This window comes from Bacteroidales bacterium (genome assembly GCA_035647615.1).
In the GTDB taxonomy this organism is placed as follows: Bacteria; Bacteroidota; Bacteroidia; order Bacteroidales; family 4484-276; genus SABY01.
This window is the reverse complement of record DASRND010000006.1, coordinates 16,495-42,796: the sequence shown is the minus strand read 5'-3', so window position 1 is coordinate 42,796 and position 26,302 is coordinate 16,495. Positions and strand designations below refer to the sequence as shown.

The 26,302-nt window shown below is 48.8% G+C and carries 19 protein-coding genes and 1 pseudogene; 11 read left to right on the top strand and 9 right to left on the bottom strand.

The window, feature by feature from the left end; translation table 11 throughout:
* The first annotated feature begins 44 nt into the window (after nucleotides 1-44).
* Together VFC92_02745 and VFC92_02740 are read left to right on the top strand one after the other, a co-directional pair.
* On the top strand, nucleotides 45-1,781 hold the full coding sequence (locus tag VFC92_02745) for a nucleoside transporter C-terminal domain-containing protein (protein HZK07095.1): 1,737 nt from the start codon (nucleotides 45-47) through the stop codon (nucleotides 1,779-1,781).
* Between the two features lie 525 nt (nucleotides 1,782-2,306).
* Nucleotides 2,307-3,569: a patatin-like phospholipase family protein gene (locus VFC92_02740; GenBank protein HZK07094.1), complete on the top strand. Its 1,263-nt coding sequence runs from the start codon at nucleotides 2,307-2,309 to the stop codon at nucleotides 3,567-3,569.
* A 188-nt stretch (nucleotides 3,570-3,757) separates the two neighbouring features.
* On the opposite strand, the gene VFC92_02735 is transcribed toward VFC92_02740, so the two are convergent.
* The gene (locus VFC92_02735; protein HZK07093.1) at nucleotides 3,758-5,077 is read right to left on the bottom strand and encodes a serine hydrolase domain-containing protein; all 1,320 of its coding nucleotides are present in this window, start codon (nucleotides 5,075-5,077) and stop codon (nucleotides 3,758-3,760) included.
* A 443-nt stretch (nucleotides 5,078-5,520) separates the two neighbouring features.
* Between VFC92_02735 and dnaB the strand changes: the two genes are divergently transcribed.
* Together dnaB and VFC92_02725 are read left to right on the top strand one after the other, a co-directional pair.
* Entirely contained in the window at nucleotides 5,521-7,080 is a 1,560-nt protein-coding gene (dnaB, locus tag VFC92_02730) for a replicative DNA helicase (GenBank protein HZK07092.1), read from the top strand.
* A 65-nt stretch (nucleotides 7,081-7,145) separates the two neighbouring features.
* Nucleotides 7,146-8,408: an asparagine synthetase B gene (locus tag VFC92_02725; protein ID HZK07091.1), complete on the top strand. Its 1,263-nt coding sequence runs from the start codon at nucleotides 7,146-7,148 to the stop codon at nucleotides 8,406-8,408.
* On the opposite strand, the gene VFC92_02720 is transcribed toward VFC92_02725, so the two are convergent.
* From VFC92_02720 to VFC92_02685, 8 genes and pseudogenes are all read right to left on the bottom strand, one after another.
* The gene (locus tag VFC92_02720) at nucleotides 8,405-8,797 is read right to left on the bottom strand and encodes a hypothetical protein (GenBank protein HZK07090.1); all 393 of its coding nucleotides are present in this window, start codon (nucleotides 8,795-8,797) and stop codon (nucleotides 8,405-8,407) included. The genes VFC92_02725 and VFC92_02720 overlap by 4 nt on opposite strands.
* Before the next feature lie 206 nt (nucleotides 8,798-9,003).
* A pseudogene (locus tag VFC92_02715) lies at nucleotides 9,004-9,717 on the bottom strand (ABC transporter ATP-binding protein).
* A gap of 91 nt (nucleotides 9,718-9,808) precedes the next feature.
* The gene (locus VFC92_02710) at nucleotides 9,809-10,729 is read right to left on the bottom strand and encodes an ABC transporter ATP-binding protein (GenBank protein HZK07089.1); all 921 of its coding nucleotides are present in this window, start codon (nucleotides 10,727-10,729) and stop codon (nucleotides 9,809-9,811) included.
* Complete coding sequence (locus VFC92_02705) at nucleotides 10,726-11,634, bottom strand: efflux RND transporter periplasmic adaptor subunit (protein ID HZK07088.1); 909 nt, start codon at nucleotides 11,632-11,634, stop codon at nucleotides 10,726-10,728. The genes VFC92_02710 and VFC92_02705 overlap by 4 nt, the downstream gene beginning before the upstream one ends.
* Before the next feature lie 25 nt (nucleotides 11,635-11,659).
* The gene (locus VFC92_02700; GenBank protein HZK07087.1) at nucleotides 11,660-12,937 is read right to left on the bottom strand and encodes a TolC family protein; all 1,278 of its coding nucleotides are present in this window, start codon (nucleotides 12,935-12,937) and stop codon (nucleotides 11,660-11,662) included.
* 2 nt (nucleotides 12,938-12,939) lie between these two features.
* Nucleotides 12,940-13,548: a TetR/AcrR family transcriptional regulator gene (locus VFC92_02695; GenBank protein ID HZK07086.1), complete on the bottom strand. Its 609-nt coding sequence runs from the start codon at nucleotides 13,546-13,548 to the stop codon at nucleotides 12,940-12,942.
* 234 nt (nucleotides 13,549-13,782) lie between these two features.
* Nucleotides 13,783-14,349: a ribosome recycling factor gene (gene frr, locus VFC92_02690; GenBank protein HZK07085.1), complete on the bottom strand. Its 567-nt coding sequence runs from the start codon at nucleotides 14,347-14,349 to the stop codon at nucleotides 13,783-13,785.
* Nucleotides 14,350-14,430: 81 nt separating this feature from the next.
* Nucleotides 14,431-15,984, bottom strand: a complete 1,554-nt coding sequence (locus VFC92_02685; GenBank protein ID HZK07084.1) for a DUF4301 family protein — start codon at nucleotides 15,982-15,984, stop codon at nucleotides 14,431-14,433.
* 215 nt (nucleotides 15,985-16,199) lie between these two features.
* Here VFC92_02685 and VFC92_02680 point away from each other — a divergent pair, with 215 nt between their 5' ends.
* The 7 genes from VFC92_02680 (at nucleotide 16,200) to VFC92_02650 (ending at nucleotide 26,239) form a co-directional block, all read left to right on the top strand.
* On the top strand, nucleotides 16,200-17,807 hold the full coding sequence (locus VFC92_02680) for a carboxyl transferase domain-containing protein (GenBank protein HZK07083.1): 1,608 nt from the start codon (nucleotides 16,200-16,202) through the stop codon (nucleotides 17,805-17,807).
* 229 nt (nucleotides 17,808-18,036) lie between these two features.
* Nucleotides 18,037-19,044, top strand: a complete 1,008-nt coding sequence (locus VFC92_02675) for a DUF1028 domain-containing protein (protein HZK07082.1) — start codon at nucleotides 18,037-18,039, stop codon at nucleotides 19,042-19,044.
* A gap of 118 nt (nucleotides 19,045-19,162) precedes the next feature.
* Entirely contained in the window at nucleotides 19,163-19,951 is a 789-nt protein-coding gene (locus tag VFC92_02670; protein HZK07081.1) for an enoyl-CoA hydratase-related protein, read from the top strand.
* A gap of 161 nt (nucleotides 19,952-20,112) precedes the next feature.
* Nucleotides 20,113-22,116 carry an acetyl-CoA carboxylase biotin carboxylase subunit gene (locus VFC92_02665; protein HZK07080.1) on the top strand — a complete coding sequence of 668 codons (2,004 nt, stop codon included), beginning with the start codon at nucleotides 20,113-20,115 and terminating at the stop codon, nucleotides 22,114-22,116.
* Nucleotides 22,117-22,376: 260 nt separating this feature from the next.
* Complete coding sequence (locus VFC92_02660) at nucleotides 22,377-23,525, top strand: acyl-CoA dehydrogenase family protein (protein ID HZK07079.1); 1,149 nt, start codon at nucleotides 22,377-22,379, stop codon at nucleotides 23,523-23,525.
* Between the two features lie 173 nt (nucleotides 23,526-23,698).
* The gene (locus VFC92_02655) at nucleotides 23,699-23,899 is read left to right on the top strand and encodes a CDGSH iron-sulfur domain-containing protein (GenBank protein HZK07078.1); all 201 of its coding nucleotides are present in this window, start codon (nucleotides 23,699-23,701) and stop codon (nucleotides 23,897-23,899) included.
* Nucleotides 23,900-24,304: 405 nt separating this feature from the next.
* Nucleotides 24,305-26,239, top strand: coding sequence for an acetoacetate--CoA ligase (locus VFC92_02650; protein HZK07077.1), 1,935 nt, complete (start codon nucleotides 24,305-24,307; stop codon nucleotides 26,237-26,239).
* Nucleotides 26,240-26,302 lie beyond the last annotated feature (63 nt).

Sequence of the window (26,302 nt, the reverse complement as noted above, 5' to 3'; positions counted from 1 at the left end):
TTTGCAGCTCTTTTTCAAAGCTGTATTTATTTTTATTTTTTAAAATGAAGAAACCTTTATTGCTCCTACTGACGCTGCTCATGAGTTTTGCGTCATTCTCACAGCCCTCTTCCACCCCCGACGACAGCGCCCTTCGGCTGCTTTCGGCGCACTGGATAGCCATTTCAGCCACCGACAGTTCAGGAAATCCTGTGGAAATTCCGCGTGGCGAAGCGCATCTTAACCTAAAAGGCGAGTCGGCATTGTTTGAGCAAATATTTACCGAAGCCACCGCGGCATACACAGGGCAATGGGCCTTGCAACAAAAAAAACTCATCCTTAATTACGATCCATCAACCATTCCGGATAGCCTGCCCAAAATCGACAGCAGAGAATATGATATTGCAGCCATTGCGGGCGACACGCTACAACTTATTACCGACGGCACCACCATCGTCTATGCACGCGAGCAGCACGCCGTGACTTCTGTTGTAAAACGTGGCGGCGGCATGACCATGAAAACCCTACTCCGGGGTTTGCTGGGAATGATTGTGCTGATATTGCTGGCGTGGCTTTTCAGCACCAACCGCAAGGCCGTATCCTGGCGCGTGGTGGGCATTGGATTGCTTATACAGATAGGACTGGCGCTGGCAATCCTCTTCATCCCTTTCATCGAAAGCTTCTTCGGCCTCGTGGGCAGCATCTTTGTCGTGATTTTAGATTTTACCAAAATAGGCAGCACCTTCCTTTTTAATGATCTGATGGACATTCCTAAGGCAGGCTACATCTTTGCGCTGCAAATATTACCCACCATCATCTTCTTTTCCGCTTTGACGAGCGTGCTTTTCTATCTTGGAATAATACAAAAAGTGGTGTGGGTGATGGCCTGGCTAATGACCAAGGCGCTGCGCATCTCAGGTGCCGAGAGCCTTTCGGTAGCAGGCAATATCTTCCTGGGACAAACCGAATCGCCGCTGATGATCAAAGCATATCTACCCAAAATGAACGACTCGGAGATGCTGCTGGTGATGATTGGTGGCATGGCCACAGTTGCCGGCGGCGTAATGGCTGCCTACATCAGCTTCCTGGGCGGCGACGATCCGATACAGCGGCTGATGTATGCCCGACACCTGCTCACCGCCTCGGTAATGGCTGCTCCCGGTGCCATCGTCATGTCCAAGATTTTGATGCCTCAAACCGAACCCATCGATACGAAGGTGGAGGTGACGCAGGAAAAAATCGGCAAAAACTTCCTCGACGCTCTCTCCAACGGAACTACCGAAGGCCTCAAGCTGGCAGCCAACGTTGGCGCCATGCTGCTGGTATTTTTTGCCTTCATCGCCATGATGAACTTTATCCTGCTCAAGATTGGCGTTTGGACCAACCTCAACGTAAGCATCGCCGCGCTTACCAGTGGGCAATACACACAGCTTTCGCTGGAATTTATTCTGGGCTACACTTTCGCTCCACTGATGTGGATCATCGGAGTGGGCGCTAACGACATCACGCTAGTCGGACAACTGCTAGGCGAAAAGCTGATAGCAAGCGAATTTGTGGGATACACCAGCCTGGCCTCCATGAAAGAAGCAAGTTTGTTTACCGATCAAAAGTCAGTGATCATGGCTACCTACATGCTTTGCGGCTTTGCCAACTTTGCCTCCATCGGCATCCAGATTGGCGGCATCGGCGGACTGGCGCCCAACAAGCGATGGTTTCTGTCAAAGTACGGAATGAAAGCGCTGATTGGCGGCACACTGGCCTCGCTGCTTTCGGCTACGATCATTGGTGCGATAATCGGGTAGGAAATAAAGAGATGAGCGCTGAGAGGTGAGGAAGAAGTAGGAAGCCCTCAGTCAGTGGTTTTTATTTCATTATTCCCTTCGACTTGGTTCGACTTCGCTCACCATCCGACACTCAGGGTGAGCTTTATTCAGTATTCCTTTGTTCGATATTCAAAAATATCAGAAATGCAGTTCAGCTTTGGCTGAGTCTAAGCTGCATCTATCACTGCAGGCTGTGCCTGCTTTCCTGTTTAAAATGTTTTTAAAAATTAAATAGGCAAAGCCTATAAAAATAGAAAGGACGAGGCTGCGCCTTGTCCAAACGCCGTTGTTTAACCTCTTTCATTGTACTTCTACCGACAGAAGACTGCTAACTGCCTTTCTTTCCTTTTTTGAACACATGGCGCCCTCAATAGGTTAATGGTTAGCAACCTAAAACTCTACACGACTCACAACTAAAATATAGGTGAAATGAAAAACTGGCATCAGGGTAATCTGATACAGAAAAGATAATTAACGGATCGACTAACATCAAAATTCAACATTATGAAAATTACACAGTTTACCGAGCATCCGACAGTATTTCATCTCATCGACGACTTAAAGAAAGAAGGCATCCCACAAAAATCTTTTTCCGACGTGGTCGACGACAAGGGTCATCAGTATGTAGAGCTGGTGATGGAAGGCGGCGGTGTACTTGGCGTGGCTTTGATAGGCTACAACTATGTACTCGAACAGATGGGGCTGCGATTTTTTAGTCTGGCGGGGACATCGGCCGGCTCGATCAACGCATTGTTGCTTGCCGCTCTGGGCGACGTTTCACAACCCAAAGCAGAACGGCTGGTTGAAATTCTGGCCAACAAAAATCTAATGGAATTTGTGGATGGTGAGAATAGCGCGAAAAGTTTTGTCAAAGCGCTGATTCGTGGCGATGGCATGATGTATATGATATTAAAAGGTATGCGGGTGATCGGCATCCTTCGCAAAGACATCGGGTTGAACCCCGGCGATGACTTTCTGCAATGGATGACCGATATTTTACATGACAATGGCATCAGCACCGTGGCCGATCTGGAACGAGTGTTTGGAAAGGTTCCGCCGTCGCTCAAAATCCGTAGCGGTATCGATAAAAGCATTATCGGCCTAAGTCCGCGCTTTGCAGTTATTGCGGGCGATCTGACAACCGAAAGCAAAGTGGATTTCCCACGCATGGCGCCGCTTTACTGGGAAAGGCCTCAAGAGGTAAATCCGGCTATTTTTGCCCGCGCTTCCATGTCGGTGCCCTACTTTTTTCGGCCGCTCGCCATCAAGGATTGTCCTGGAGGTCCGGAAGCACTGCTAAACTGGAAGGAGCTGGCCAGCTTCCACGGCGTACCTCCACAAACGGCTTTTTTTGTTGATGGTGGCATCCTGTCGAATTTCCCGATGGATATATTTCATAAACAAAATGTGGTGCCACGGCTGCCTACCTTTGGTGTGAGGCTGGGCGTAGACCGCGATACAATCAACAAAATTACCGGACCCGGCAATCTTTTTAGCTCCATGTTCAATTCGATACGCCACCTGCACGACTACGATTTTATCCTGCGCAACCCCGACTACAAGATGCTGCTCGAAAAAATCGACATCGGCGACCACAACTGGCTGAACTTTGCCATGGACGAAGAATCTAAAATTGATCTTTTTGTGCGGGGAGCAAAGGCTGCGGCTGCTTTCGTGCGCCGCTTCGACTGGGACAAATACAAACAGATACGTCAGACATTGCGCGATTCTGTTTTGCAGATCGAACAGACTCAGAAAGAAAACTAAAAGGAATAGAGCAATATCAGGAATTCGAAAAACGAATCTCAGGGCTGAAAATTCCGTTGGGATATCTTAGCGAATAGATTTTTTGAAAGCGAAACCTCTGTGGCCTGTGTGAAAAAACTTTGTGACCTCTGTGGTTTTTCTTCTCTTTCCTTTGCGTTTCCAGGCCTTAGCGGTTTATTCTATTCGTTTTACTCCCGTTTCAATATAAAGGTAGCTCCACTTTGCATGAGTGTCATTTCGTGTGTCTCAGGATTGAATCTGATGACGATGCCTGCAGGAACAAATCCAAACTGATGCTCGCCTGTAGCATTAAGCGGAAATGCCGACTGTCCGGTAGCCTGGGCCATCAGTGTGCTATCGGCGCGACTAATGGTAATCTTTAACGGAAAACTTTCGGAGCTGTAAATGCCGGTATAAATATCAAGCTCTTCGGGTGGCAAAGTTATCGCTGCTGCAAAAACAGGCAACTGATAATCTTTGTCGAAAATGATGCTCAACGCCCCAATCAAAATATCATTCCGTGACATCGACACAGCATTGGCAGTATAGGCTATGGCCACCTCATCATCCGGAAAATATGCCGCTATCGACTGAAAGCCATCAATGCCCCCAGTGTGTCCATAAGCCTGGCGCTCATAAAACGGAATAGTAAATAACCCCAGGCCAAAACCATCGCGAATGTCCATCATCTGTCGGCGGGCGCTGTCGCTAATAAGTGTTCCTGTGAAAAGGCAATTCAAAAACCGGTTCACATCGGTGGGTGTAGAAACCACTCCGCCGGCACCCATGGCTGCCGAAGTATTGGTTTCGGGAACCTGTTCCCAATGGCTAGTGCGGGCATACGAAAAAGCCTCGTTGCGGTCGCTGTTGGTAGTGCCACCGAAATAAGTATTCTGCAACCCACAAGGTTTTACAATTCGCCTCTTCAACAACTCATCATACCCCTGGCCGGTAATCTCTTCGGCAATGTAGGAAAGTAGCAAATAGTTGGTGTTGGAATATTCCACCTTTTCACCAGGCTCGAAAACAGTGCCGCCCTCTTTCACCCGCAGCAGCATTTTCTCGCGAGTTTGCGGCTCCTGGCACCACTGCGCATATTCTGGATTGTCAGTGTAATTGTACAATCCACTGCGATGGCTCAGCAACTGACGAATGGTAATCTTATCGGCATTGGGAAGAAGGCGAAAAAAATTATTCAGCTTCGTATCGAGTGTCAACAGATTTTCGTCGATAAGCTGCAGGATGATTACCGCAGTAAAAGTTTTGGATATGCTTCCAATTCTATATTTGGTAAGCGCGTCGGCGGGCACTTCTTCTTCGATATTGGCAAAGCCAATGGTGTTTTGATAAACTTCCTGTCCGGCCTTGAAAATAGAAATGCTGCCCATGCCCTGATCGTTTTCGTCGATGCGCTGAAACAGCGAGTCGAGCTTGGCAGTATTAACAGATTGAGCAGCCATAGCAAGACTGGCCATCAAAAGCGAAAAAAGGATGAATTGTTTTTTCATACAAAAATAGATTGATTAGTTTTGTTTAGACATCAAACAAAGAATTCGGATACACCGTTTGCAAAATTACAGAAAGATGTTGAGGGGCAGTGATATTCCAATCCAACAATTTTTGATTTTCAGAATCCAAAACCAAATCCTCATTTTTTTAAATATCGAACCACAGAATATCGAATATTGAAATGAAAAAACCACCATCTGTCAGCCGCCTAATGAATGCCTGCTAACTACTAATTAATACTTACTTTTTCTCAAAACTCACCGCTCACCTCTCTTTTGCTGCTAACCTAAAACTTCTCCTTTCAAAAACTCTGACCACTTACATCTACCGCCCTTACCCGATTGTTAATAAAAATACTTCCTCCTGTTTTTCCAAAGCTGATAGAATGGGGTAATTTTGCACCATGGCAGAACAGGAAAAAACATTTCAAAACAAGACGCAGGTGACTGACACTGAGAACCGCAGAAAAGTGCAGCGCACCCACACACAGAATTATTTCGAATATGGTAAAATCCCACCCCAGGCACTCGACCTGGAGGAAGCGGTGCTGGGCGCATTGCTCATCGATCAGAAAGCGCTTTCGGAAACGGTGGATTTTCTGAAGCCGGAGATGTTTTACACCGAAGCACATCGTAAGATTTACGGAGCTATCGTCGAGCTTTTTGCACGGCAGCAGCCTGTTGACATGCTCACCGTCACCAATCAGCTCAAAAGCAGCGGCGATCTGGAACTTGCCGGTGGCGCTTATTACATCGCGCAGCTTACGCGCCGGGTAGCCTCAGCGGCCAACATCGAATACCATGCCCGCATCATTCTGCAAAAGTTTATCCAGCGGCGCCTCATCGAAATCTCTGCAGAGATCACTACCGAAGCCTTCGAGGACTCTGCCGACGTTTTCGATTTACTCGACAAAGCCGAGCAGAAACTATTCTCGGTGAGCGAAAACAACCTGCGCCGCGATCACTCTGACATGCCTACATTGGTGAAAGAAGCCATCGATAATATTGAAAAAGCCAGTAAGAATCAAGGCACCTTCAGTGGTGTGCCGAGCGGTTTTTCGAAGCTCGACGACCTTACCGGTGGTTGGCAAAAGTCGGATCTGGTGGTGATTGCTGCCCGTCCAGGCATGGGCAAAACGGCTTTTGTACTGTCTATGGCGCGCAACATGGCGGTGGATTACAAACGCCCCGTGGTCGTTTTCTCTCTGGAGATGGCTGCCGTACAACTGGTAACACGACTGATCGCCAGCGAGACAGAACTCTCAGCCGATAAACTTAGAAAAGGTGAGCTGCGCCAACACGAATGGGCACAATTACATGCGCGCCTTAAACAGCTGATTGGTGCCAAGCTTTACATCGATGACACACCGGCACTCACTATCTTTGAACTGCGTGCCAAAGCACGGCGTATGAAACAACAGTACGACATACAACTTATAATAATCGATTACATACAACTCATGCAGGGCGGCAACGACAAAGGCAACCGAGAGCAGGAAATCAGCAACATTTCACGAAGCCTTAAAAGCCTGGCCAAAGAGCTCAACATACCCATTGTGGCGCTCTCGCAGCTCAATCGCTCGGTGGAAACGCGCGGTGGCCTTAAAAAACCTATTCTTTCCGACCTTCGCGAATCGGGCGCCATAGAGCAGGATGCCGACATGGTTCTGTTTATTTACCGACCCGAATATTATAAAATAGATGAGATGGAGGATGGATCTTCTTCGGCAGGCATGGCCGAGCTTATCATCGCCAAGCACCGCAACGGAGCACTTGCCGACATTAAACTACGCTTCGAAGCTCAATATGCAAAATTTGCCGATAGCAATGCCAAGTTTAGCTATTCGGGCGACGAAGCCATGGCTCCCAATAATGCTTTCGAGGATGGTGTGATGACCTTCCAAAGTAAACTGAATGATAACGACGATTTTACCGACATGCGCGGGAGCAACAATGACGACTTTAGCCAACCGGAAGAAGGTCCCAACGGCATACCGTTCTGATAGCCCCTCCACAATAACAGCCGGCATTTTTCATTATTAATGCTGACAATCAATTATAGCGCATCATGAAAAAATATTTGATCACCCTTCTTTTTTTGTTAACGATACTCACCAGTCAGGCCGCCTATCTGCTCATCCCGATGGACAATACACAGAAAAATCACCTAAAGGCATACGGTGTAGCCTATTGGGTTTTGGAGCGCGAGGTGGAAGTGAGCTGGCTGCTCAATTATCGTGGAGGCAGCTTTATGTGTCAACATCATCAACAAATAGAAAATGAGATGGTGATACGCGGCGTAAGCTATGAGGTGCTGGCCGATGTGCAGTCGCAGCAGATTTCGCTGGAGATAAGTCGTGCCGAAGTGAATATGGATGAGGTGAAGCTGCACAAGGCGCCACACATAGCTGTTTACTCGCCCAAAAACCGAATGCCCTGGGACGATGCCGTAACGCTGGCACTCACCTACGCCGAAATACCTTACGACGTAGTTTACGACCATGAAATTATGAACGGCGTTCTGCCTATGTACGACTGGCTCCATCTGCACCACGAAGACTTTACGGGGCAATACGGAAAATTCTGGCGCGCATTCCGCACAGCAGCGTGGTATCAGGAAGATGTCCGTATTAATGAAGAAAATGCCCGCATGCTGGGATTTGATAAAGTGTCGCAACTCAAATTGGCTGTAGCCAAAACAATCCGCGATTTCGTTTCGGGTGGTGGCTATCTGTTTTCGATGTGTTCGGCTCCCGACAGCTTCGATGTTGCACTGGCAGCTGATGGGGTAGATATTGTGGATGTAATGTTCGACGGCGACCCACCCGACCCTGACGCACAGCAACGCCTCAATTATGACAACTGTTTCGCTTTCCGCGATTTCCAGCTTGTGACCAACCCTTACGAATACGAAATTTCATCCATCGACGTCACCGACACCCGCCCACGAAGCATCAACGAGCAAAATGATTTTTTTACACTTTTCGACTTCTCAGCCAAGTGGGATCCTGTGCCCACCATGCTTTGCCAAAACCACATGCAGGTTATCAAAGGTTTTATGGGACAAACAACAGCCTTTAATATCAAATATGTAAAGCCAAACGTGTTGATTCTGGGCGAACACAAGGCTGCCGGCGAAGCGCGTTATATTCATGGCGAATACGGCTTTGGCACCTTTACGTTTTATGGTGGCCACGACCCCGAAGATTACCGCCACCTGGTGGGCGATCCACCAACCGACCTCAACCTGTATCCCAACTCACCGGGCTACCGCCTCATTCTAAACAATGTGTTGTTTCCGGCAGCGAAAAAGAAAAAACAAAAAACCTAATAACTCACCTCCGCCGGACCGCTGTATTTGATAATATGGCACACATCGGCGCCAATTGAAAATTGCTCCCGGACGACTTCCGCGGTATTCTTTATTCCTACAAAAACGAAATCTTCACGCTTGCCCTCCAGTATCGGTTGAAAATTGTCGTTGAGAATCGGGTACCAGTTGTTGAACGGGTACTGCCCTTCTGCCGTAAAACGGATGGTGTCGGCAGTGGTGGCACGTAGCGTATAAAAATCGTCGAGCTCACCACCGATAACCTTTACGCCAATTATCCTAAACTCAGTGGTACAAACCACTTCCTTGTTTTTGTCGTTGCTGCATGCGGCCATCAACGTTGCCATCAATAGCAGCAACATTCCCAATTTCATTTTTTTTAATAACATGTTTTTTTGTTTTGATAAGAATCACTGCAAAAGTAATGTTTCCCTGGTTCAGAAAATTCGCAGTCTTCAGGTCGCGATTCCTCAGCTTTAATGGCTGTGGTGGCTGAGCGTAGTCGAAGCCAGTTCGTCGAAGCCAGTTTGTCAAAGCCCGCTCCCGTTTAAACAAAGTCTTGCGCTCGGCGCTCTTCACCCCGCGCCTTGCGCCATCACTTCCGCGCCAGCTTCAGAAACACTTCGTTCATATCAGCGGCGGCATATTTTGTTTTGAGGTTTTGTGGTGTGTCGAGTGCTTCTATACGCCCGTCAACCATGATGGAGATGCGGTGGCAATATTCGGCTTCGTCCATGTAATGGGTCGTAATAAATATGGTGACGCCCTGATCAGCCGCCTGATAAATCATGTGCCAAAACTGACGGCGTGTTACCGGATCGACACCACCGGTAGGCTCGTCGAGAAATATGATGGACGGCCGGTGCAGCATAGCAACGCTGAATGCCAGCTTCTGTTTCCAGCCGGGTGGCAACGATTTTACGGGCTTGTCTTTCACAGCTTCCAATTCCAGCGTAAGCAATGCGTCCTGCGTGCGACTGCGAATATCCGCCCGCGAAAGTCCATACACACCGCCATAAAAACGAATATTCTCCACCGGAGTCAAGTCTTCGTACAACGAAAACTTCTGGCTCATGTAGCCGATGTTTTCTTTGATGAGATTGCTTTGGGTGTAAATGTCGTAACCGGCCACCTTTACCTCCCCGGCAGTGGGTCTCCACAATCCGCACAAGATTTTAATGGCCGTAGTTTTTCCAGCACCATTGGCACCCAGAAAGCCGAAAATCTCACCCCGCCGCACCGTAAAATTTAAATCTTTGACGGCAGCAAACGACCCGAACTTTTTCCACAATCCGCTTACGCTGATGATATTTTCGGTGTCTGATGTGGAGGCCATGTCCATTTTTTTATTAATTATTATTCAAAAGATACATACATCCTATTCCCGATTCCCAAACCATTTACTTGCTTTGCCTTTGCTGCATCAAATCCATAAAGCAATCTTCGATGTTGGGTTTTATTTCGCTTACGCTAATATCGTTATGATTTTTACTTTTTAAAAATTCCATGATCTCACCGGTTTGCAATCGATCATCGGCAGGCGTAAGATGCAATGCCTGGCCAAACGGGAAAACGGTACGGGTTCGGTTGTAATGTGTCAGGTCGCCGATGAGCCGGTAGGTGTCGCGAGCGCTGACGGCAAAAAGCCGGTGCGGAAACTGCCGGATGATGGCGTCAGGCGTATCGGTTTGCATGATCATACCTTGCTGAATCAGCGCCACGCGGTGGCACCGCTGCGCCTCGTCCATGTATGGCGTCGAAACGAGGATGGTGATTCCCTGGCTGCTGATGCGCTGTAGCATGTCCCAAAACTCCATGCGCGAAACGGCATCCACACCCGTGGTGGGTTCGTCCAGAAAAAGCACCTCCGGCCGGTGTATCAGCGCACAGCTTAGCGCCAGCTTTTGTTTCATACCACCCGAAAGCTTGCCGGCAGGCCTATCTTTAAAAGGCTCTATCTGCTGATAAATATCTTTGATCAAATCATAATTTTCGTGCAGGGTAGTTTTAAAAATGGTTGCAAAAAAGGTGAGGTTTTCTTCCACAGTCAAATCGGGGTAAAGCGAAAAGCGCCCGGGCATGTACCCAACTTTCCGTCGGATAGCTTTGTAATCTTTCACCACATCATATCCCAACACACTTACTTTTCCGCTATCGGCAAGCAGCAGCGTTACGAGAATGCGAAACAGCGTGGTCTTACCCGCACCGTCAGGACCGATCAATCCGAAAATCTCACCCGACTGCACCTGCAGGTTAATTTCCTGCAAAGCCTGCACTTTGCCATAAGCCCTGCTGATATTGATAACCTCAACCGGAATCATGGCTCCTGGTGTTTCACAAAATTTACTTCGGCGGGCATGCCAATTTTCAGGCTGCCGTCGTTGGACACCAGGATGGTGACAGCATAAACCAGGTTTACGCGCTCCTGCTTGGTTTGTATAATCTTAGGGGTAAACTCGGCATTGTCGCTGATGTAACTTACGCGTCCGATCAGGCGACGGTTTTCGGTAGCCGTGCGGTCTATCCACACTTCCACACTATCGTTCAGGTGTACGTTGGGCAACTGGTCGCCACTGATATACACTTTGAGCTTCATCGGATCGAGGTCAGCGATTTTGTAAAGCGCCTTCCCCGGCACAGCCATCTCGCGGGCGTTGGAATATTTGGTAAGCACGGTACCTTCCACCGGATTGATGATCAACGATTTTTGTATCGACTCATCCACCAGCAAAATCTGTTGCTCCAGTGATTTCATCTCACTATACACGGCTTGTTTCTGACTTTTCACCACCAGCACCTGTCGGTCGATTACCTCCATCTGTCCGGTGAGGTCGTCGAGCTGCTTTTGCGTGGCAGCACCTTCTTCATACATTTTTTGGATACGTCCGAGGTCGCGTTTCATGTTTTCTTTTTGCTGTAGATAAACCGCCACCTGCGCGTCGAAGTTGGGGATTCGATCGGAAATAGCCTGTCGCTGCGCCGCAAGCTGACTGTGTCGCAAATTAAGCGCGACGGTATCAATAAATCCCAGTTTTTGCCCCGCCACAAGCCGGTCGCCTTCCTCCAGGTCGAATTGGATTATCTCGCCCGAAGCCTGCGCTGCAATGGTAACTTCGGTAGCTTCAAAGTTACCATAGGCATCCGACAGATTATCGCGATCGTTGCAGGCAGCGATCGAAAAAGTCATTGCGAAAGCAAACAATACTTTCAAAATATGCTTGGTCATAATTTTCATTTTTAAAAGTCAAAAACTATAAAGCCCCAATTGTTTTCAGATAATTCACCCTGGCCATCGAAAGTTGTATGCGGTGAAGCTCCAGCTCCATGGCAGCGCGCGTTTCGCGGTTTAACTCGTCGAGGTAGGCCGAAGAAGTAATGCTGCCGTTGTCGAGTTGTGATGCCGCCGCCCTTGTGATGCGTTGGCGCAAAGTAATGATCTCTTCGTCTTTTTCGATCAGGCTGCTATATTTCACGATCTGCGCAACGTCATCAATCATCTTCACGCGTGTGTTGCGATCAAAAGCCTCCTTTTGCGTTTGGATAATTTCGCTGTTGAGTTCGAGCAATTGCAGTTGGTTGCTCTTCTTGTTCCAGTTGATGATGTCCCAGCGCAATCCTACCCCAAGCAAATAATACGTATCAAACTCATTGCTGAGCATGTTGAGGCCGGGCTTGCCGTATCCGGCTCTTGCGGTTGCCGACAATTTGGGCATGTATGCCGATGAAGTCAGTTGTCTCGATTGCTGCAATTTGTTTTGTTGCATGCCCAGCAACAGATATTCCGGGCGCTGGTTTTGAAATGATAAAGTATAAATGGACGGGTCGGGCAAGAGCAGCACCGTATTCTGGTCGAGCGGCATTTGGAGCAGTTCCCCCAGCATGTTGTGATTGGCGCGCAGGTCGGCATCCATTCCGGAGATATTTTGATCGATCTGTAGAATCTGCGCCTGCATCACATCGGCGTTGGTGGCGAGCACCATGCCGTGCGCAACACCCGAATTGATCTCGACAAGTTTTTCGGCAACCGCCTGTTGATTAGCAACCAGAAGCTGCCGGCTTTGCTGCAAAAGCAAAATTTTGAAATAAAGGCCGTTCACCAGTTCCTTTATTTTATAAAGTTCTACCTCCAGTTGCTGCTGAGAAATTTCAAGGTCGATTTGCTGCAAGAGCTTTTGCTGGCGCGTTACACCACCGTCCCAGACGATTTGATCGAGCGAAAGGTAAAAGTCGTACATATCTTTGTCGGGAGACGGGATGGTCATTCCAGGCATTTCGATCGGCACTTTAGTAACATCGCTCTGATAGCTGGCGCGGGCGTTAGCAGCAAACTGCGGAAGGTAATTTTTGTTGAGATTTTCGATCTGCAGTTGTGCTATCTCTTGGTGCAGTGCCTGCTGACGAATCAGCGGATAAGCCTGCACTGCAAGCCTTCGTGCTTCCTCAAGACGCAACGTGTCCGGCAACTGCTGAGCTACCAGATCTGTAGCCAGCAACATCAGAACCATCAGCACCCATGCTTTACATTTCATTATCATGGTTGTATCGAATTATAAATGAATTGATAGACTTCTTCTTTGCGCTCTGCCACAAATTGCTGCCAGCGTGCGGTGTCATCGTTCATGAGCATGAGTTGCAGAATAGGACGAGCTATAAAAGGGAAAATACACAGCCCGAGAATATTAGCAAAAAGATGATTTGCATCCATCGTTTTGATGTTTCCCAGTTGCATCTCCTGCTCAAGACGCGCCACAAAAAGCTGAAGCTGCAACATCTTAGGCGCAAACAAGCGGGCAATTCCGTCCTGGTTACGATTTAGTTCGTGAAGAATAAATCCGGGAATGTGCGGGTTTTGAATGATCACATCAATGTATCCGGAGATAAAGCTGTGCAAACCTGTGAAGATGTCGACGGTACCATCCGTGAGGTGATCGACCTGTGGGAGGATTTTGGCGAAAACCTCCAAAAATACCGCATCGAACAACTTTTGCTTACTGCGAAAATAGTAATGCACCAACGCCTTGTTGATCCCAGCCTCCGTAGCAATTGCCTGCATACGGGCGCCATCATAACCTTTGCTGATAAACTCCTGCCGCGCAGCCTGAAGGATGATCTGTTCGGTATCGGAAGTGGTGTTGCCCATCTATTGAAATTTTTAAAAAACTTTTAACCAACAAATTTAACCAAAAGGTTAATTAATGATCCTAAACTTACGATCACTTCTTTTTGGCGAAAACCAGTGATTCTTATTTATCAAAAATGTTAGCGGTTAAATGATCAATAGACAACACTCAAATGCTCGTAGAAGTTTTTGGTAATTATGACTTCAACTTTGAGATTTATTTGAAAATTGACGTTTGAAATTTGAGATTTCGTCCTACACCTCCATCATATCTTTTTCTTTCAGGTCGCTCAGTTCGTCGATCTCTTTGATGTATTTATCGGTGAGTTTCTGTATCTCCTCTTCCAGGCGTTTTATCTCGTCTTCGGGCGTACCATTTTTCTTGAGATCCTTGGCTTCGTCGTTGGCGGTACGCCGGACGCTGCGGATGGCAACTTTGGAATTTTCGGCTTCGGCCTTCGCCTGTTTTACCAGATTGCGACGACGTTCTTCGGTGAGCGGCGGCACCTGAATGCGCAGCACTTCACCATCGTTGCGGGGGTTGAAGCCGAGGTTGGCAGCCATGATGGCTTTTTCCATCACCGGCAACATATTCCGGTCGAAAGGTTGCACCACAATCTGACGGGCATCGGGAGTATTGATGTTGGCAGCCTGGCTAAGCGGCGTCATCACACCATAATAATCAATCTTAACATCTTCGAGCATGGCCGGTGAAGCCTTGCCGGTTCTTATCTTATGAAACTCGTGCTCGAGGTGCGTTATGGCGTTGCGCATACCTTCGAGGGCGCTGTCAAGAACAAATTGGCTATCTTCAGTTATCATTTGTCAATTTTTAAGTGTTTGCATGTGCAAAGATAAAGCATTGCGGCAAATGACGCCACAACGCGCACTATTTTTTAAAAGCTACTCGTTCAAATGCTGTGGCCGCAGCAAGTCGTTGACGGTTTTCACCGGATTAAAAGTTTCGATGGGCACCTCTACAAAAAGAGTGATCCAATCGGCCATGGCACCGTTCCACAGCCCCGGCAGTTCTTGCGCCTTGAGGTCTTTTCCATCTTTTGATTTTTTAGAGATAAAGCCTGTGGAAGCATCGATGTAGTGATGCAGATCGAAATTTTTGCCACGATAATCGCGCACACTGCACACCAGATCCACTGGATTGAAATGGGTCGCTTTGCCGACGAATTCCTTTTGCTGCGGATCGCTTGTATCGATTTGGGAAGATTCCACAATTTGCAGCGAAACATCTCCCTTTTCGTTGCGGAGCCAGAAAGGACCACCACCAGGCTCTCCTTCATTTTTCACCATTCCGGCGATACGCATGGGGCGGTTGAGCAGCCCGAAAAGTTTATCGCATTTTTCTTCACCACTTAATCTATAAAAATCATCAGGCAGTTGCAGCATCAGCTCATTTTTAGCGAAAGCTACTATTTCATCGATCTGTTTTTTAGAAACATCGCCTTTTTCGAGCTTCCGCAGATATTCGTCCGCCTGCGCTTTGAGCTTCAGCAACAGTCCACCAATAGCTTTTTTGTAAAGATGCGTGGCTTCCTTCAGACGATCGGGCACAATGTTGTCGATATTTTTGATAAAGATGATGTCGCCATTCAAATCGTTGAGGTTTTCGATGAGTGCGCCGTGACCACCCGGACGAAACACGAGCTTACCATCAGCATCGCGGAAAGGCTGGTTTTCCATATCAACCGCGATGGTGTCGGTAGAAGGTTTTTGTTCGGAAAAGGTGACCTGATACTTTACGCCATAGCGTTTTTCATATTCCGGAACGGTCTGCGCCACGGCCTGCTCAAAGCGCTCGCGGTGCTCCGGTGAAACGGTAAAATGAAGCTGCACCATACCATCGGCATCCGCTACATAATGGGCGCCCTCCACCAGATGCTCTTCGAGAGCACGGCGCGAGGCCTCTTCGTATTGATGAAATTTTAGCAAGCCTTTCGGCAAATTGGCATAGCCCAAACCCTTATCATCCAGCAGATACTGCACCACCACATCATATTTCTTTTGTTTTAAAAGTGCATCGAGATCGAAACCATCCTTGCTAAGCGCCTCCTCGAGGTCGCGGGCAAAAGCATACTTGTGGATGTTTTGCAGGAAATGCCATGTGCTGTCGGTTCCTTTCTGATTTTGCAGTTTTGCAATATCTTCATCGCTGCCGCTGTAGCTTTCAGCAAATTCGAAAAGATGCTTAAACATACGTGTGGCCGCTCCCGAAGCAGGAACAAACTTTAGCAACCGACGCTCGCTGCTGTGCTGATCCCAATAGCTGGCCAAATGCTCAACATCGTGCGCATCAAAAACGCGGATTCCATTGTCGGGAGTAGCGGCAGCCGTAAGCCGGGCTGATGGAAATCCGTTTCTAAAATTTTTAATTTGCTGATCAATCCGTTGGCGGTTAATACCTTTCTCTTCGATCTGTCGGATATCTTTTTCGTTAAGCATAATGCGTTCAGTTTTTTTTATGAATTAAGAATATCTGCAAAAATACCGCAAAAACCACTGATAGCGGGATTAATTTGTTTTAAAATAACGTGGGGACTACACCTAATTTATGTTAAAATAAAACCCATCAGATACAGGGGTCAGGCAATCTTTCTATTTTTACCCGTACATTTTTAGACGACATCCGCAATTATCCACCGCAAAAACTCAGTGCCTTGTACAGAATAGAAAGCAAAATCGACGTCGCTTCCGCAGAATTTACTGCCAACAAAAGCAAATATCTGGAAATCCTGGACCAATACCGTGAACGGCTGCGGCAGGTGCGCAAAGGCGGGCCGGCTGCATCGGTAGAGCGGCACAAAGAGCGTGGCAAGCTGCTGGCACGCGAGCGCATCAACCTGCTCATCGACAGCAACACGCCGTTTCTGGAGCTATCGTCGCTGGCAGCCTGGGGCATGCACGATGATGGATTTCCATCGGCAGGCATCGTCACCGGCATCGGCGTGATCCACGGTCGCGAGAGCATTATCGTAGCCAACGATGCTACGGTAAAAGGCGGAACCTACGTGGCCGAAACCATCAAGAAACATTTGCGTGCGCAGCAAATCGCCATCGAAAACCATCTGCCCTGCGTTTACATGGTCGATTCCGGCGGGGTCTTTCTGCCGGAGCAGGCACGCGTATTTGCCGACAGGTTCGACTTCGGACGGTTTTTCTACAACCAGTCGCAGCTCTCGGCATTAGGAATCCCACAAATCGCCATCGTGATGGGATCGTGCACTGCCGGCGGCGCATACGTACCCGCAATGAGCGACGAAACCATCATTGTAAAAAAACAAGGAACCATATTTATCGGCGGCCCGCCACTGGTGAAAGCCGCCACTGGTGAAGAGGTCTCCGCTGAGGAACTAGGCGGCGCCGACGTGCATACTGCCATCTCCGGCGTGGCCGACCATATGGCCGAAAACGACCGCCATGCCATTCAGATTTGTAGAAATATCTTTCAGACTTTTCCTAAAAAGGAAAAACAAATCCTGGAGCTTTCCCAAATAGAAGCGCCCTATTATAATCCCGAAGAACTATACGGCATAGCGCCTGTCGATTTGCGCAAGCCCGTCGATTCCAGGGAAATTATTGCACGCATGGTGGACGGCAGCCGTTTTCACGAATTTAAAGCGCGTTATGCCGCCACCCTGGTAACAGGATTTGCCAACATCATGGGATTTCCGGTGGGCATCATCGCCAACAATGGCGTACTTTTCAGCGAGTCGTCGCTCAAAGGCGCCCATTTTATCGAGCTTTGCGCCTTCAGGAAAGTGCCCATTCTTTATCTGCAAAATATCACCGGTTTTATCGTTGGTAAAGAATACGAGCGCGGCGGCATCGCCCGCGACGGAGCCAAGTTTGTGCATGCTACCGCCAGAGCCGGGGTACCAAAATTTACCGTTGTTTTTGGCGGCTCTTTTGGCGCCGGCAACTACGCCATGGCAGGTCGTGCCTACGATCCACGCCTGCTGCTGATGTGGCCCAACGCCAAAATATCGGTGATGGGCGGCGAGCAGGCTGCCGGCGTGCTGATTCAGGTAAAAGAAGATTCGCTTGCCGCAAAAGGCCAAAAACTCGACGACACCTTGCGCGAGACCATGCGTCAGGAAATCCTGAAGAAATACGAGGAAGAAGGCTCTGCCTGCTACTCCACCGCCCGCATCTGGGACGATGGCATCATCGATCCTATCGATACCCGCAAAATATTGGCAATGGGCATCGCTGCCTCACTCAATAAAAAATATGATGAAACTAAATTTGGAATATTCAGAATGTAGCGGTAAAAAAGTTAATTGTTCATAGTTAATTGTTGTTGGTTCGTAGCGAACAGTTAACGGATAACAATTAACGATTAACGGATAACAGATAACGATTAACAAATAACGGATAACGATTAACGGATAACAAATAAAGAACAACACACAACCGTGCGACTCATAATTTAAATAATCGGGAATGTACAGATGCACGGCCGTGCGTCTCTACGTTCCCACAAAAATCATTTTTATGAATAAAATTATCACATTATTATTTGCGCTGATCACGATCGCCACATTCTCGCAGGACACCTTTTCCATCATCGCCGTAGATACAATAACCGGCGAAATTGGTGGCGCCGGTGCTTCCTGCCTCGACGAGAGTGCGATCCCAACCGGCGTGCTCATCATCAACGACATCATCGTGGGTCGAGGCGGCATTCACACCCAGGCGTGGTGGCGCCCCACCAACCAACAAAACGCCCACAACCGGATGATGGAGGGCATGTCGCCACAGGAGATTATCGACTGGCTGGTTGCCAACGACGATGAAAACAAGCCGAAATTACGGCAGTATGGCATCGTCGATATGGATGAAGACGGGCATCCGCGCAGTGCAGCTTTTACTGGCGTCAACTGTGATAATTACAAAAACCATATCACTGGTCCCAACTACTCCATCCAAGGCAACATCCTGCTCGGTCAGCAAATCCTCGATTCGATGGAAGTGCGCTTTCTCAGAGCGGAAGGTTCACTTGCCGAAAAGCTGATGTCGGCCTTGCAAGGTGCGAACGTGCCGGGCGCCGACACACGCTGCCTCAACCAGGGCACTTCGTCGCTGTCAGCATTTGTCCGGGTAGCAAAAGCCGATGCACTGCCGGGCGAGTGGTGGTGCGACCTGCTTGTACCTTCAACACCTTATGGCGTCGAACCCATAGACTCACTGCAGGTGCTCTTTGACCAGTGGCTGATCTGGACAAACATAGAAGATAAGCCATTCATACAACCCAACCGCGCCAAAGTTTTCCCCAATCCGGCAAACGATATTGTCAATTTTCAAATTGAAAAAACAACCGGAATTTCCGAATTTCAAATTCAGATTCTGACCATTGACGGGAGATTGCAAGAGCAATTTGTTTATAAAGATGCGCCGCTTCGATTGGACGTTTCAAAATTCCCTGCGGGCATTTATCTTTACAAGCTTTCCGCCGAAGGCCGTCTGCTCGATGCCGGAAAAATAAATGTATTGAGAAAATGAGATTGAACCAACAAAATCAAAGATGCTCTACTTTTCGCAAATATCGACGATTGACGAATTACGAAAAACAATTAACAGATAACGATTACCAATTAACAGATAACGATTAACGGATAACATGCAAGAATACAAAACCATCCAGTTTGAGATAGCCGGCGATGTAGGCACTGTTTGGCTCAACCGTCCCGAAATCCACAACGCCTTCAACGAAGTGATGATTAGCGAAGTGCTTGATATTTTTACCAAAGTCAACACAATGCCTGAAGTGCGCATTGTGCTGCTGCGCGGACGCGGCAAATCCTTCTGCGCCGGTGCCGACCTGCATTGGATGGGCGGCGTGGCAGGTTATACTTTCGAGCAAAACTACGCCGAGAGCCTCAACCTCTCCAAATGTTTTTACGCTATTTACACCTGCGCCAAGCCCACCATTGCTGTGGTGCATGGAGCAGCCATTGGTGGCGCCAACGGACTGCTGGCAGCCTGCGATTTTGCTTACGCGGATAACGACACCACATTTTCGCTCAGCGAAGTGAAGATAGGCATTGTGCCCGCCTGCATCTCGCCTTACGTCACCAAGCGTGTGGGCGAATATGGTTCCAGAGAACTGATGCTCACCGGCAAACGCTTTAAAGGTGCCGAGGCCGAGCACCACCGGCTCGTCAATAAATCCCTGCCAGCCGATCAACTTGAAAGTCACCTCCAGGAAGTTATTTCGCTCCTACGCACCAGCGGCCCCAAAGCCATGACCCATTGCAAAAACCTGATCGATCAAATAGCTAACAAACTCACCCTGCAGGAAGCCATCACCTACACCGCTAAGATGATTGCCGAAATCCGCGCCTCCGACGAAGGGCAGGAAGGAATGGCTGCGTTTTTGAATAAACGAAAACCCAAATGGATACCCTGAGGAAAGTAAAGACGCACGGCCATAAAACACAATGCATAAATATTCAAAACGGAACGTACAGACGCACGGCCATACAACGCAATGCATAATATTCAAAACGGAACAGACGCACGGCCGTGCGTCTCTACATTATTCCATTGGAAATTGAAAACTAATACATTATGAATAAATTGTTCAACAAAATCCTCATCGCCAACCGCGGCGAAATAGCCATCCGCGTGATGCGTGCTGCCAAGGCACTGGGCATACACACCGTTGCCGTTTATGCTGAGGTGGATCGCGACTCCTGGCACGTAACTTTTGCCGACGAAGCCTATTGCCTCGGCGAGCAGGAACTGGCCGATACTTATTTAAATGTCGATAAAATCATTGCCATCGCCCGCGAAACCGGTGCCGACGCCATCCATCCCGGCTATGGCTTTCTGAGCGAAAATCCGGTGTTGGCAGAAGCCTGCGAAAAAAGCGGCATCACATTTATCGGCCCAGACACGCGCGCCATCAAGCTCATGGGCAACAAAATAGAATCACGAGAATTTGTAAAAAAACTAAACGTTCCCACCACGCAAGGCGTCACCGGTGATACTGAAACGCTCATTGCCGAAGCTTCAAAAATTACCTTGCCTATTCTGGTAAAAGCTGCTGCCGGCGGCGGCGGCAAAGGCATGCGCATAGTCCGCGACCTGAAAGAACTTCCCGACGCCATCGAGACCACTCAGCGCGAAGCCAAAACCTATTTTGGCGATGGAACCGTGTTCATCGAAAAATATGTGGAAGAGCCACGTCACATCGAGATTCAGGTGATGGGCGACGAGCACGGCAACGCGGTACATCTTTTCGAGCGCGAATGCTCTATCCAGCGGCGTTACCAAAAGATCATCGAAGAGTCGCCCTCCCCCACCCTCACGCCCGAAGTGCGCCAAAAGATGGGCGAGGCTGCCGTTAATATCACACGGGCTATCAACTACAGCAATGCCGGCACTATTGAATTCCTCGTCGACAAAGAGCTTAATTTTTATTTCCTTGAGATGAACACCCGCATCCAGGTGGAACATCCCGTAACCGAGATGGTTACCGGCATCGACCTGGTAAGAGAACAGATATTGGTAGCTGCCGGAAACCCGCTCAGCTTCACGCAGGCCGACGTCCGCCAGAACGGCCATGCCATCGAATGCCGCGTCTATGCCGAAGACCCCGCCAACAACTTCCTGCCGTCGCCCGGCAAGATGATCTTTTACCGCGAGCCCGAAAACCACCGCGTGCGCATCGACGCCTGCACCAACAAGGCCGCCACCATCCACAGCTTTTACGACCCCATGATCTCCAAAGTTATAGTGTGGGAATACGACCGCGAACGGGCGCGTACCAAAATGATCGACGTGCTCAAAGACTATATCATTCAGGGCATCAAAACCAACATCCGTTTTCTCATCGAGTTGCTGCAAGAGCAAAACTACGTCAACAACACCATCAGCACCAAATTCTGCGACGAGCACCTCGACGAGCTGGTACGCAAATCCGAAGGCAAACGCAGCAACATCCTCTACCACGCGCCACTGGCTGCTTACGTGTTGTATTATCTCAACTGCCAGTTCTGCAAAGAGAAATCCACCATCTGGCAACGCATCGGCTACTGGCGCGACGTGCTCGCTTTCAGCCTCAAACTCGACGGCCAGACCTACGAAGTCATCGTCTATCCCGACAAGGCCGGCCTTTCGCAGGTCATCATCGACGAGAGCAGTTATTCCGTCGGAATTTCACACTTAAGCCAAAACAAAATCACTATCAAAGCTGATGTAGGTATCTTCCGCGCCGACATTTCCCACGACGACATGGGCAACGCTTACGTCTCCGTCAACGGCCACATCTTCATCATCCACCGCGACGACCTGCTCATCTGCGAAGACTTCTACACCGGCATCGACAGCCCCGACGGCGGCGCCGACGGCCTCATCTTTTCGCCCATGCCCGGCAAAGTCGTCAAAGTAAACGTCAGCCCCGGCGACACAGTCACCAAAGGCAGCGTACTGCTCATCGTAGAAGCCATGAAAATGGAAAACAACATACTTGCGCCACGCGACGGCATCGTAGAAAAGATAAATGTAAAAGCCGGCCGCATGGTCGATGGCAGCAAACCGGTGCTCATGCTTCAGGCGCAGGAAGAATAAATTGAGGGACAAAGAAACAACGCGAAGAAATAAACAGATTGCTTCTCCGCCAGCCGGCGGATCGCAATTAATCATTAACGAATAACGATTAACAAATGACATTTTTGGGCGGCCATACGGGCTTTCCGCTATATCCGCCTTGCGGCGGGATGCCGCTCCAATCCCTGCCGCGCAGTGCGACATTGGCTTGGCCGACAACAGAAACGAACAATGAGTTGTTATGAGATTGAATTTGATTTAAAAACCTAACACAAAATAATATGAACTTTGAACTATCCGACGACCAAAAGATGATTCGCCAGGCAGTGCGTGACTTTGCCGAACGCGAGATAGCACCAGTGGCGCAGCAGCTCGACGAGGATGCAGAATTTTCTCCAGAGCTTACCCGTAAGATGGGCGAGCTGGGATTGTTTGGTATGTATCTGCCCGAGAAATACGGCGGCCAAAATATGGACACCCTCGCCTACATCATCGCTGTGGAAGAGATAGCCCGCGTGGATGGCAGCCAGGCCGCCACACTGGCCGCCCACAACAGCTTGGGCATCGGTCCGATTTATTACTACGGCACCGAAGAACAAAAACAAAAATACCTGCCCCGCCTCTGTACCGGCGAAGCTTTATGGGGCTTTGGCCTCACCGAACCCGACGCCGGTTCCGACTCGCGCGGCACCAAAACCACGGCAGTGCCCGACGGCGACCACTGGATCATCAACGGCTCCAAGATATTTATTACCAACGGCTCAGCCGAAATCTCTATCGGCTCTGCCGTGCAAACCGTCACCAAAACCCACGACGACGGACATAAGGAATACACCACCTTCATCGTCGAGAAAAATACGCCCGGATTTAAACGTGTTACCATGCACGGCAAAATGATGTGGCGCGCTTCCGACACCTCCGAGCTTTATTTCGATGAATGCCGCATCCCAAAAGAAAACCTGCTGGGACAAGTAGGCGAAGGTTCCAAAATAATGCTCTCCACCCTCGACAACGGCCGCCTGTCGATAGCCGCTATGGGTCTTGGCGCAGCACAAGGCGCCTTTGAACTGGCAATGAAATACGCACAGGAACGCAGGCAGTTCGGCAAACCCATCGCCAAATTTCAAATCAACGCTTTTAAGCTTGCCGACATGGCCACCAAAATAGAACATGCACGCTGGTTTCTGTACCGCGCCTGCTGGCTCAAAGACAACGAGCTACCCTTTGGAAAGGAAGCCGCCATGGCAAAGCTTTACTGCTCCGAGATAGCTCGCGAAGTGGCCGACGAAGCCGTACAGATTCATGGCGGCTATGGCCTGATGAAAGACTATCCCATCGAGCGCATCTACCGCGACCAACGCCTACTGCAGATAGGCGAAGGAACTTCAGAGATTCAACGACTGGTCATCTCGCGGCACCTGGGGCTTTAAATTATTCTCATACCTCTTTTTTGTAATGTCCAAAAAACTCAACGGAACAAAAGGGATCACTGAAACGTTTCTCAAAAAATAATGCACCAACATGATCGATGGTACCATCCTGATCTGTAACTGGCTAAAAAATCTTTAATCATTTCAATCACTCATTTTTAAAAAATTAAACAATGGAAAAACCTACAAAAAAAACCGAATGCACCGTTCTCGACAACGGCCCGATCATCATCAAAGGGGATTTTACGCTCACCGACGCCAAAGGCAACGAGCTGCGTATAGCAGATCCTACATACCTGTGCCGCTGCGGCCATTCCAAAAACAAACCTTTCTGCGACGGAATGCACAAACAAATTGGATTCAAAACGATTTGATTTGGGGATGGATTTGGGGATGTACAAACGCACGGCCGGACTGATCAATAATTTCCCCTAATTGGGATTCGGCATGTACAGACGCACGGTGGGAATGTACAGACGCCCGGCCGTGCGTCTCTGCGTTCCGAAGAATTAAAATTACACCGCCGACCCAAATCTATTTCATCATTTATGGCCGGCTTCAAATCGGCTTCAACCACCCAAATTGACCATTACATTGATGACCACAATTTACCTATCAAAAAATTCAATAAACAAAACCGACTGTGGCAAATCAATTATCACGACCATATTATTCGATCGGATGAGGAATACCGCCGAATAAAAAATTACATCATGCACAATCCAAAAAATTGGGATGAGGACAAATTCAAATCATAAACCAACAAAACCCTCAACAACATGGACAAAATACTTTGGCAACCCGATCCTGAAAAAATGAAACAATCGCAGATGTGGGAGTTCCTGCAGTTGATTGCTGAGAAATATGATCTGACCAAAGCCGATTATGCAACGCTTCACCATTGGAGCGTGACGCATCCGGATAAGTTTTGGGGCGAATTTTGGGATTACACTAAAATCATTCATTCCCGAAAGGCAACACAAGTAGTGGACGATGCACACAAGATGCCGGGTACACGTTGGTTTGAAGGCGCTCGTCTCAACTTTGCTGGAAATTTGTTGCAGCACCGAGGAGGGCAAACTGCCATCATTTTCAGAGGCGAGCAGGGCGAAGAGCGGCGCATTTCGCGCGATGAGCTTTACGCCGAAGTTTGCCGCATAGCCGATGGTTTGCGGGCGGCTGGCGTAAAATCCGGCGACCGTGTCGCTGCCTTTATGCCCAACCTGCCCGAAACGGTGATCGCTATGCTGGCTGCCGCTTCTATCGGTGCTATCTGGTCGTCGTCATCACCCGATTTTGGTATAAAGGGCGTGCTCGATCGCTTTTCGCAAATTGAGCCTACGGTAATTATTGCTGCGGATGGATATTTCTACAACGGCCGTCAGTTCGATTCACAGGAGAAATTGCAGGGGATTCTTGAGCACCTTCCGTCGGTGAAAAAGGTGGTGCTGGTAGATTATTCGCATAAGCGTGATATTTCAAAAATTAAAGATGCGGTTGCATGGGAAAGCTTTGGCCGACGCAACCTTGATCTCAACTTTGAGCAACTGCCATTCGATCATCCTTTGTACATCATGTATTCGTCGGGAACTACCGGGCTGCCAAAAAGCATCGTTCATTCGGCAGGTGGCACGCTACTCCAGCACCTCAAGGAGCTGCGTCTGCATTGTGATCTGAAAGAAAACGACACCATATTTTACTATACCACCTGCGGCTGGATGATGTGGAACTGGGTGGTGAGCAGCCTGGCGGTGGGTTCCACGCTGGTGCTTTTTGATGGCAATCCGTTTTATCCGGCTCCCGATGCACTTCTGCGGATGGCCGAAGAGCTGGACATTACCATTTTCGGCACCAGCGCCAAGTACATCGCTTCGCTGCAGGAAGCCGACGTAATTCCTAAAGAGATATCGGAATTTCCAAAGCTAAAGCTCATCACCAGCACCGGCTCTCCCCTCACCGACGAGAGTTTTGAATATGTGTATGAAAGCTGGAAAAAAGATGTGCAGCTCTCGTCGATAGCGGGCGGCACCGACATCGTATCCTGTTTTATGCTGGGAAATCCGGTTCTTCCTGTGCATCGCGGCGAGATACAATGCGCAGGCCTTGGAATGGACATCGATTGCTTCGACGAAAACGGACGACCCGTGCGCAACCAGAAAGGGGAGCTGGTTTGCAAAACAGCTTTTCCTTCAATGCCCGTTTATTTCTGGAATGATCCCGACAACGAGAAATATCACAAAGCCTATTTTGAAGTTTACGAAAACATTTGGCATCACGGCGATTACATCTCCATCAGCGATCATGGCGGCATCACCATGTACGGCCGCTCCGACGCTACACTCAATCCCGGTGGTGTTCGTATTGGCACTGCCGAAATTTACGCCATCGTCGAAAATATGCAGGAAATTGCCGACTCCGTCATCGTTGGGCAACAACACCATGGCGATGAACGCGTGGTGCTTTTCGTTCAACTGAATTCCGGCAATGAGCTGACTGAAGAATTAATACAAAAAATAAAAGCCAGCATCCGCAAGGGCTGCAGCCCGCGCCATGTGCCTGCTGTGATTAAAGAGGTAACCGGAGTGCCTTACACACTGAACGGAAAAAAAGTGGAGGTAGCTGTTAAAAAGATCATCCATGGTCAGCAGGTTTTCAATCGCGACGCATTGAAGAATCCTGAGACGCTGGAGCAGTATCAGGGAATTTTGGATTAGAGGATTGAACAAAGAGGTACTAATTTGCCTTTTTACACTTCTTTGAGAAAGATAAATAAAAAG

Excerpts from the sequence above, each read along its gene's own strand:
- VFC92_02745 (HZK07095.1), top strand. The coding sequence starts at position 45 with ATGAAGAAACCTTTATTGCTCCTACTGACGCTGCTCATGAGTTTTGCG.
- VFC92_02740 (HZK07094.1), top strand. The coding sequence starts at position 2,307 with ATGAAAATTACACAGTTTACCGAGCATCCGACAGTATTTCATCTCATC.
- VFC92_02735 (HZK07093.1), bottom strand. The coding sequence starts at position 5,077 with ATGAAAAAACAATTCATCCTTTTTTCGCTTTTGATGGCCAGTCTTGCT.
- VFC92_02725 (HZK07091.1), top strand. The coding sequence starts at position 7,146 with ATGAAAAAATATTTGATCACCCTTCTTTTTTTGTTAACGATACTCACC.
- VFC92_02720 (HZK07090.1), bottom strand. The coding sequence starts at position 8,797 with ATGTTATTAAAAAAAATGAAATTGGGAATGTTGCTGCTATTGATGGCA.
- VFC92_02710 (HZK07089.1), bottom strand. The coding sequence starts at position 10,729 with ATGATTCCGGTTGAGGTTATCAATATCAGCAGGGCTTATGGCAAAGTG.
- VFC92_02705 (HZK07088.1), bottom strand. The coding sequence starts at position 11,634 with ATGACCAAGCATATTTTGAAAGTATTGTTTGCTTTCGCAATGACTTTT.
- VFC92_02700 (HZK07087.1), bottom strand. The coding sequence starts at position 12,937 with ATGAAATGTAAAGCATGGGTGCTGATGGTTCTGATGTTGCTGGCTACA.
- VFC92_02695 (HZK07086.1), bottom strand. The coding sequence starts at position 13,548 with ATGGGCAACACCACTTCCGATACCGAACAGATCATCCTTCAGGCTGCG.
- frr (HZK07085.1), bottom strand. The coding sequence starts at position 14,349 with ATGATAACTGAAGATAGCCAATTTGTTCTTGACAGCGCCCTCGAAGGT.
- VFC92_02685 (HZK07084.1), bottom strand. The coding sequence starts at position 15,984 with ATGCTTAACGAAAAAGATATCCGACAGATCGAAGAGAAAGGTATTAAC.
- VFC92_02675 (HZK07082.1), top strand. The coding sequence starts at position 18,037 with ATGAATAAAATTATCACATTATTATTTGCGCTGATCACGATCGCCACA.
- VFC92_02670 (HZK07081.1), top strand. The coding sequence starts at position 19,163 with ATGCAAGAATACAAAACCATCCAGTTTGAGATAGCCGGCGATGTAGGC.
- VFC92_02665 (HZK07080.1), top strand. The coding sequence starts at position 20,113 with ATGAATAAATTGTTCAACAAAATCCTCATCGCCAACCGCGGCGAAATA.
- VFC92_02660 (HZK07079.1), top strand. The coding sequence starts at position 22,377 with ATGAACTTTGAACTATCCGACGACCAAAAGATGATTCGCCAGGCAGTG.
- VFC92_02655 (HZK07078.1), top strand. The coding sequence starts at position 23,699 with ATGGAAAAACCTACAAAAAAAACCGAATGCACCGTTCTCGACAACGGC.
- VFC92_02650 (HZK07077.1), top strand. The coding sequence starts at position 24,305 with ATGGACAAAATACTTTGGCAACCCGATCCTGAAAAAATGAAACAATCG.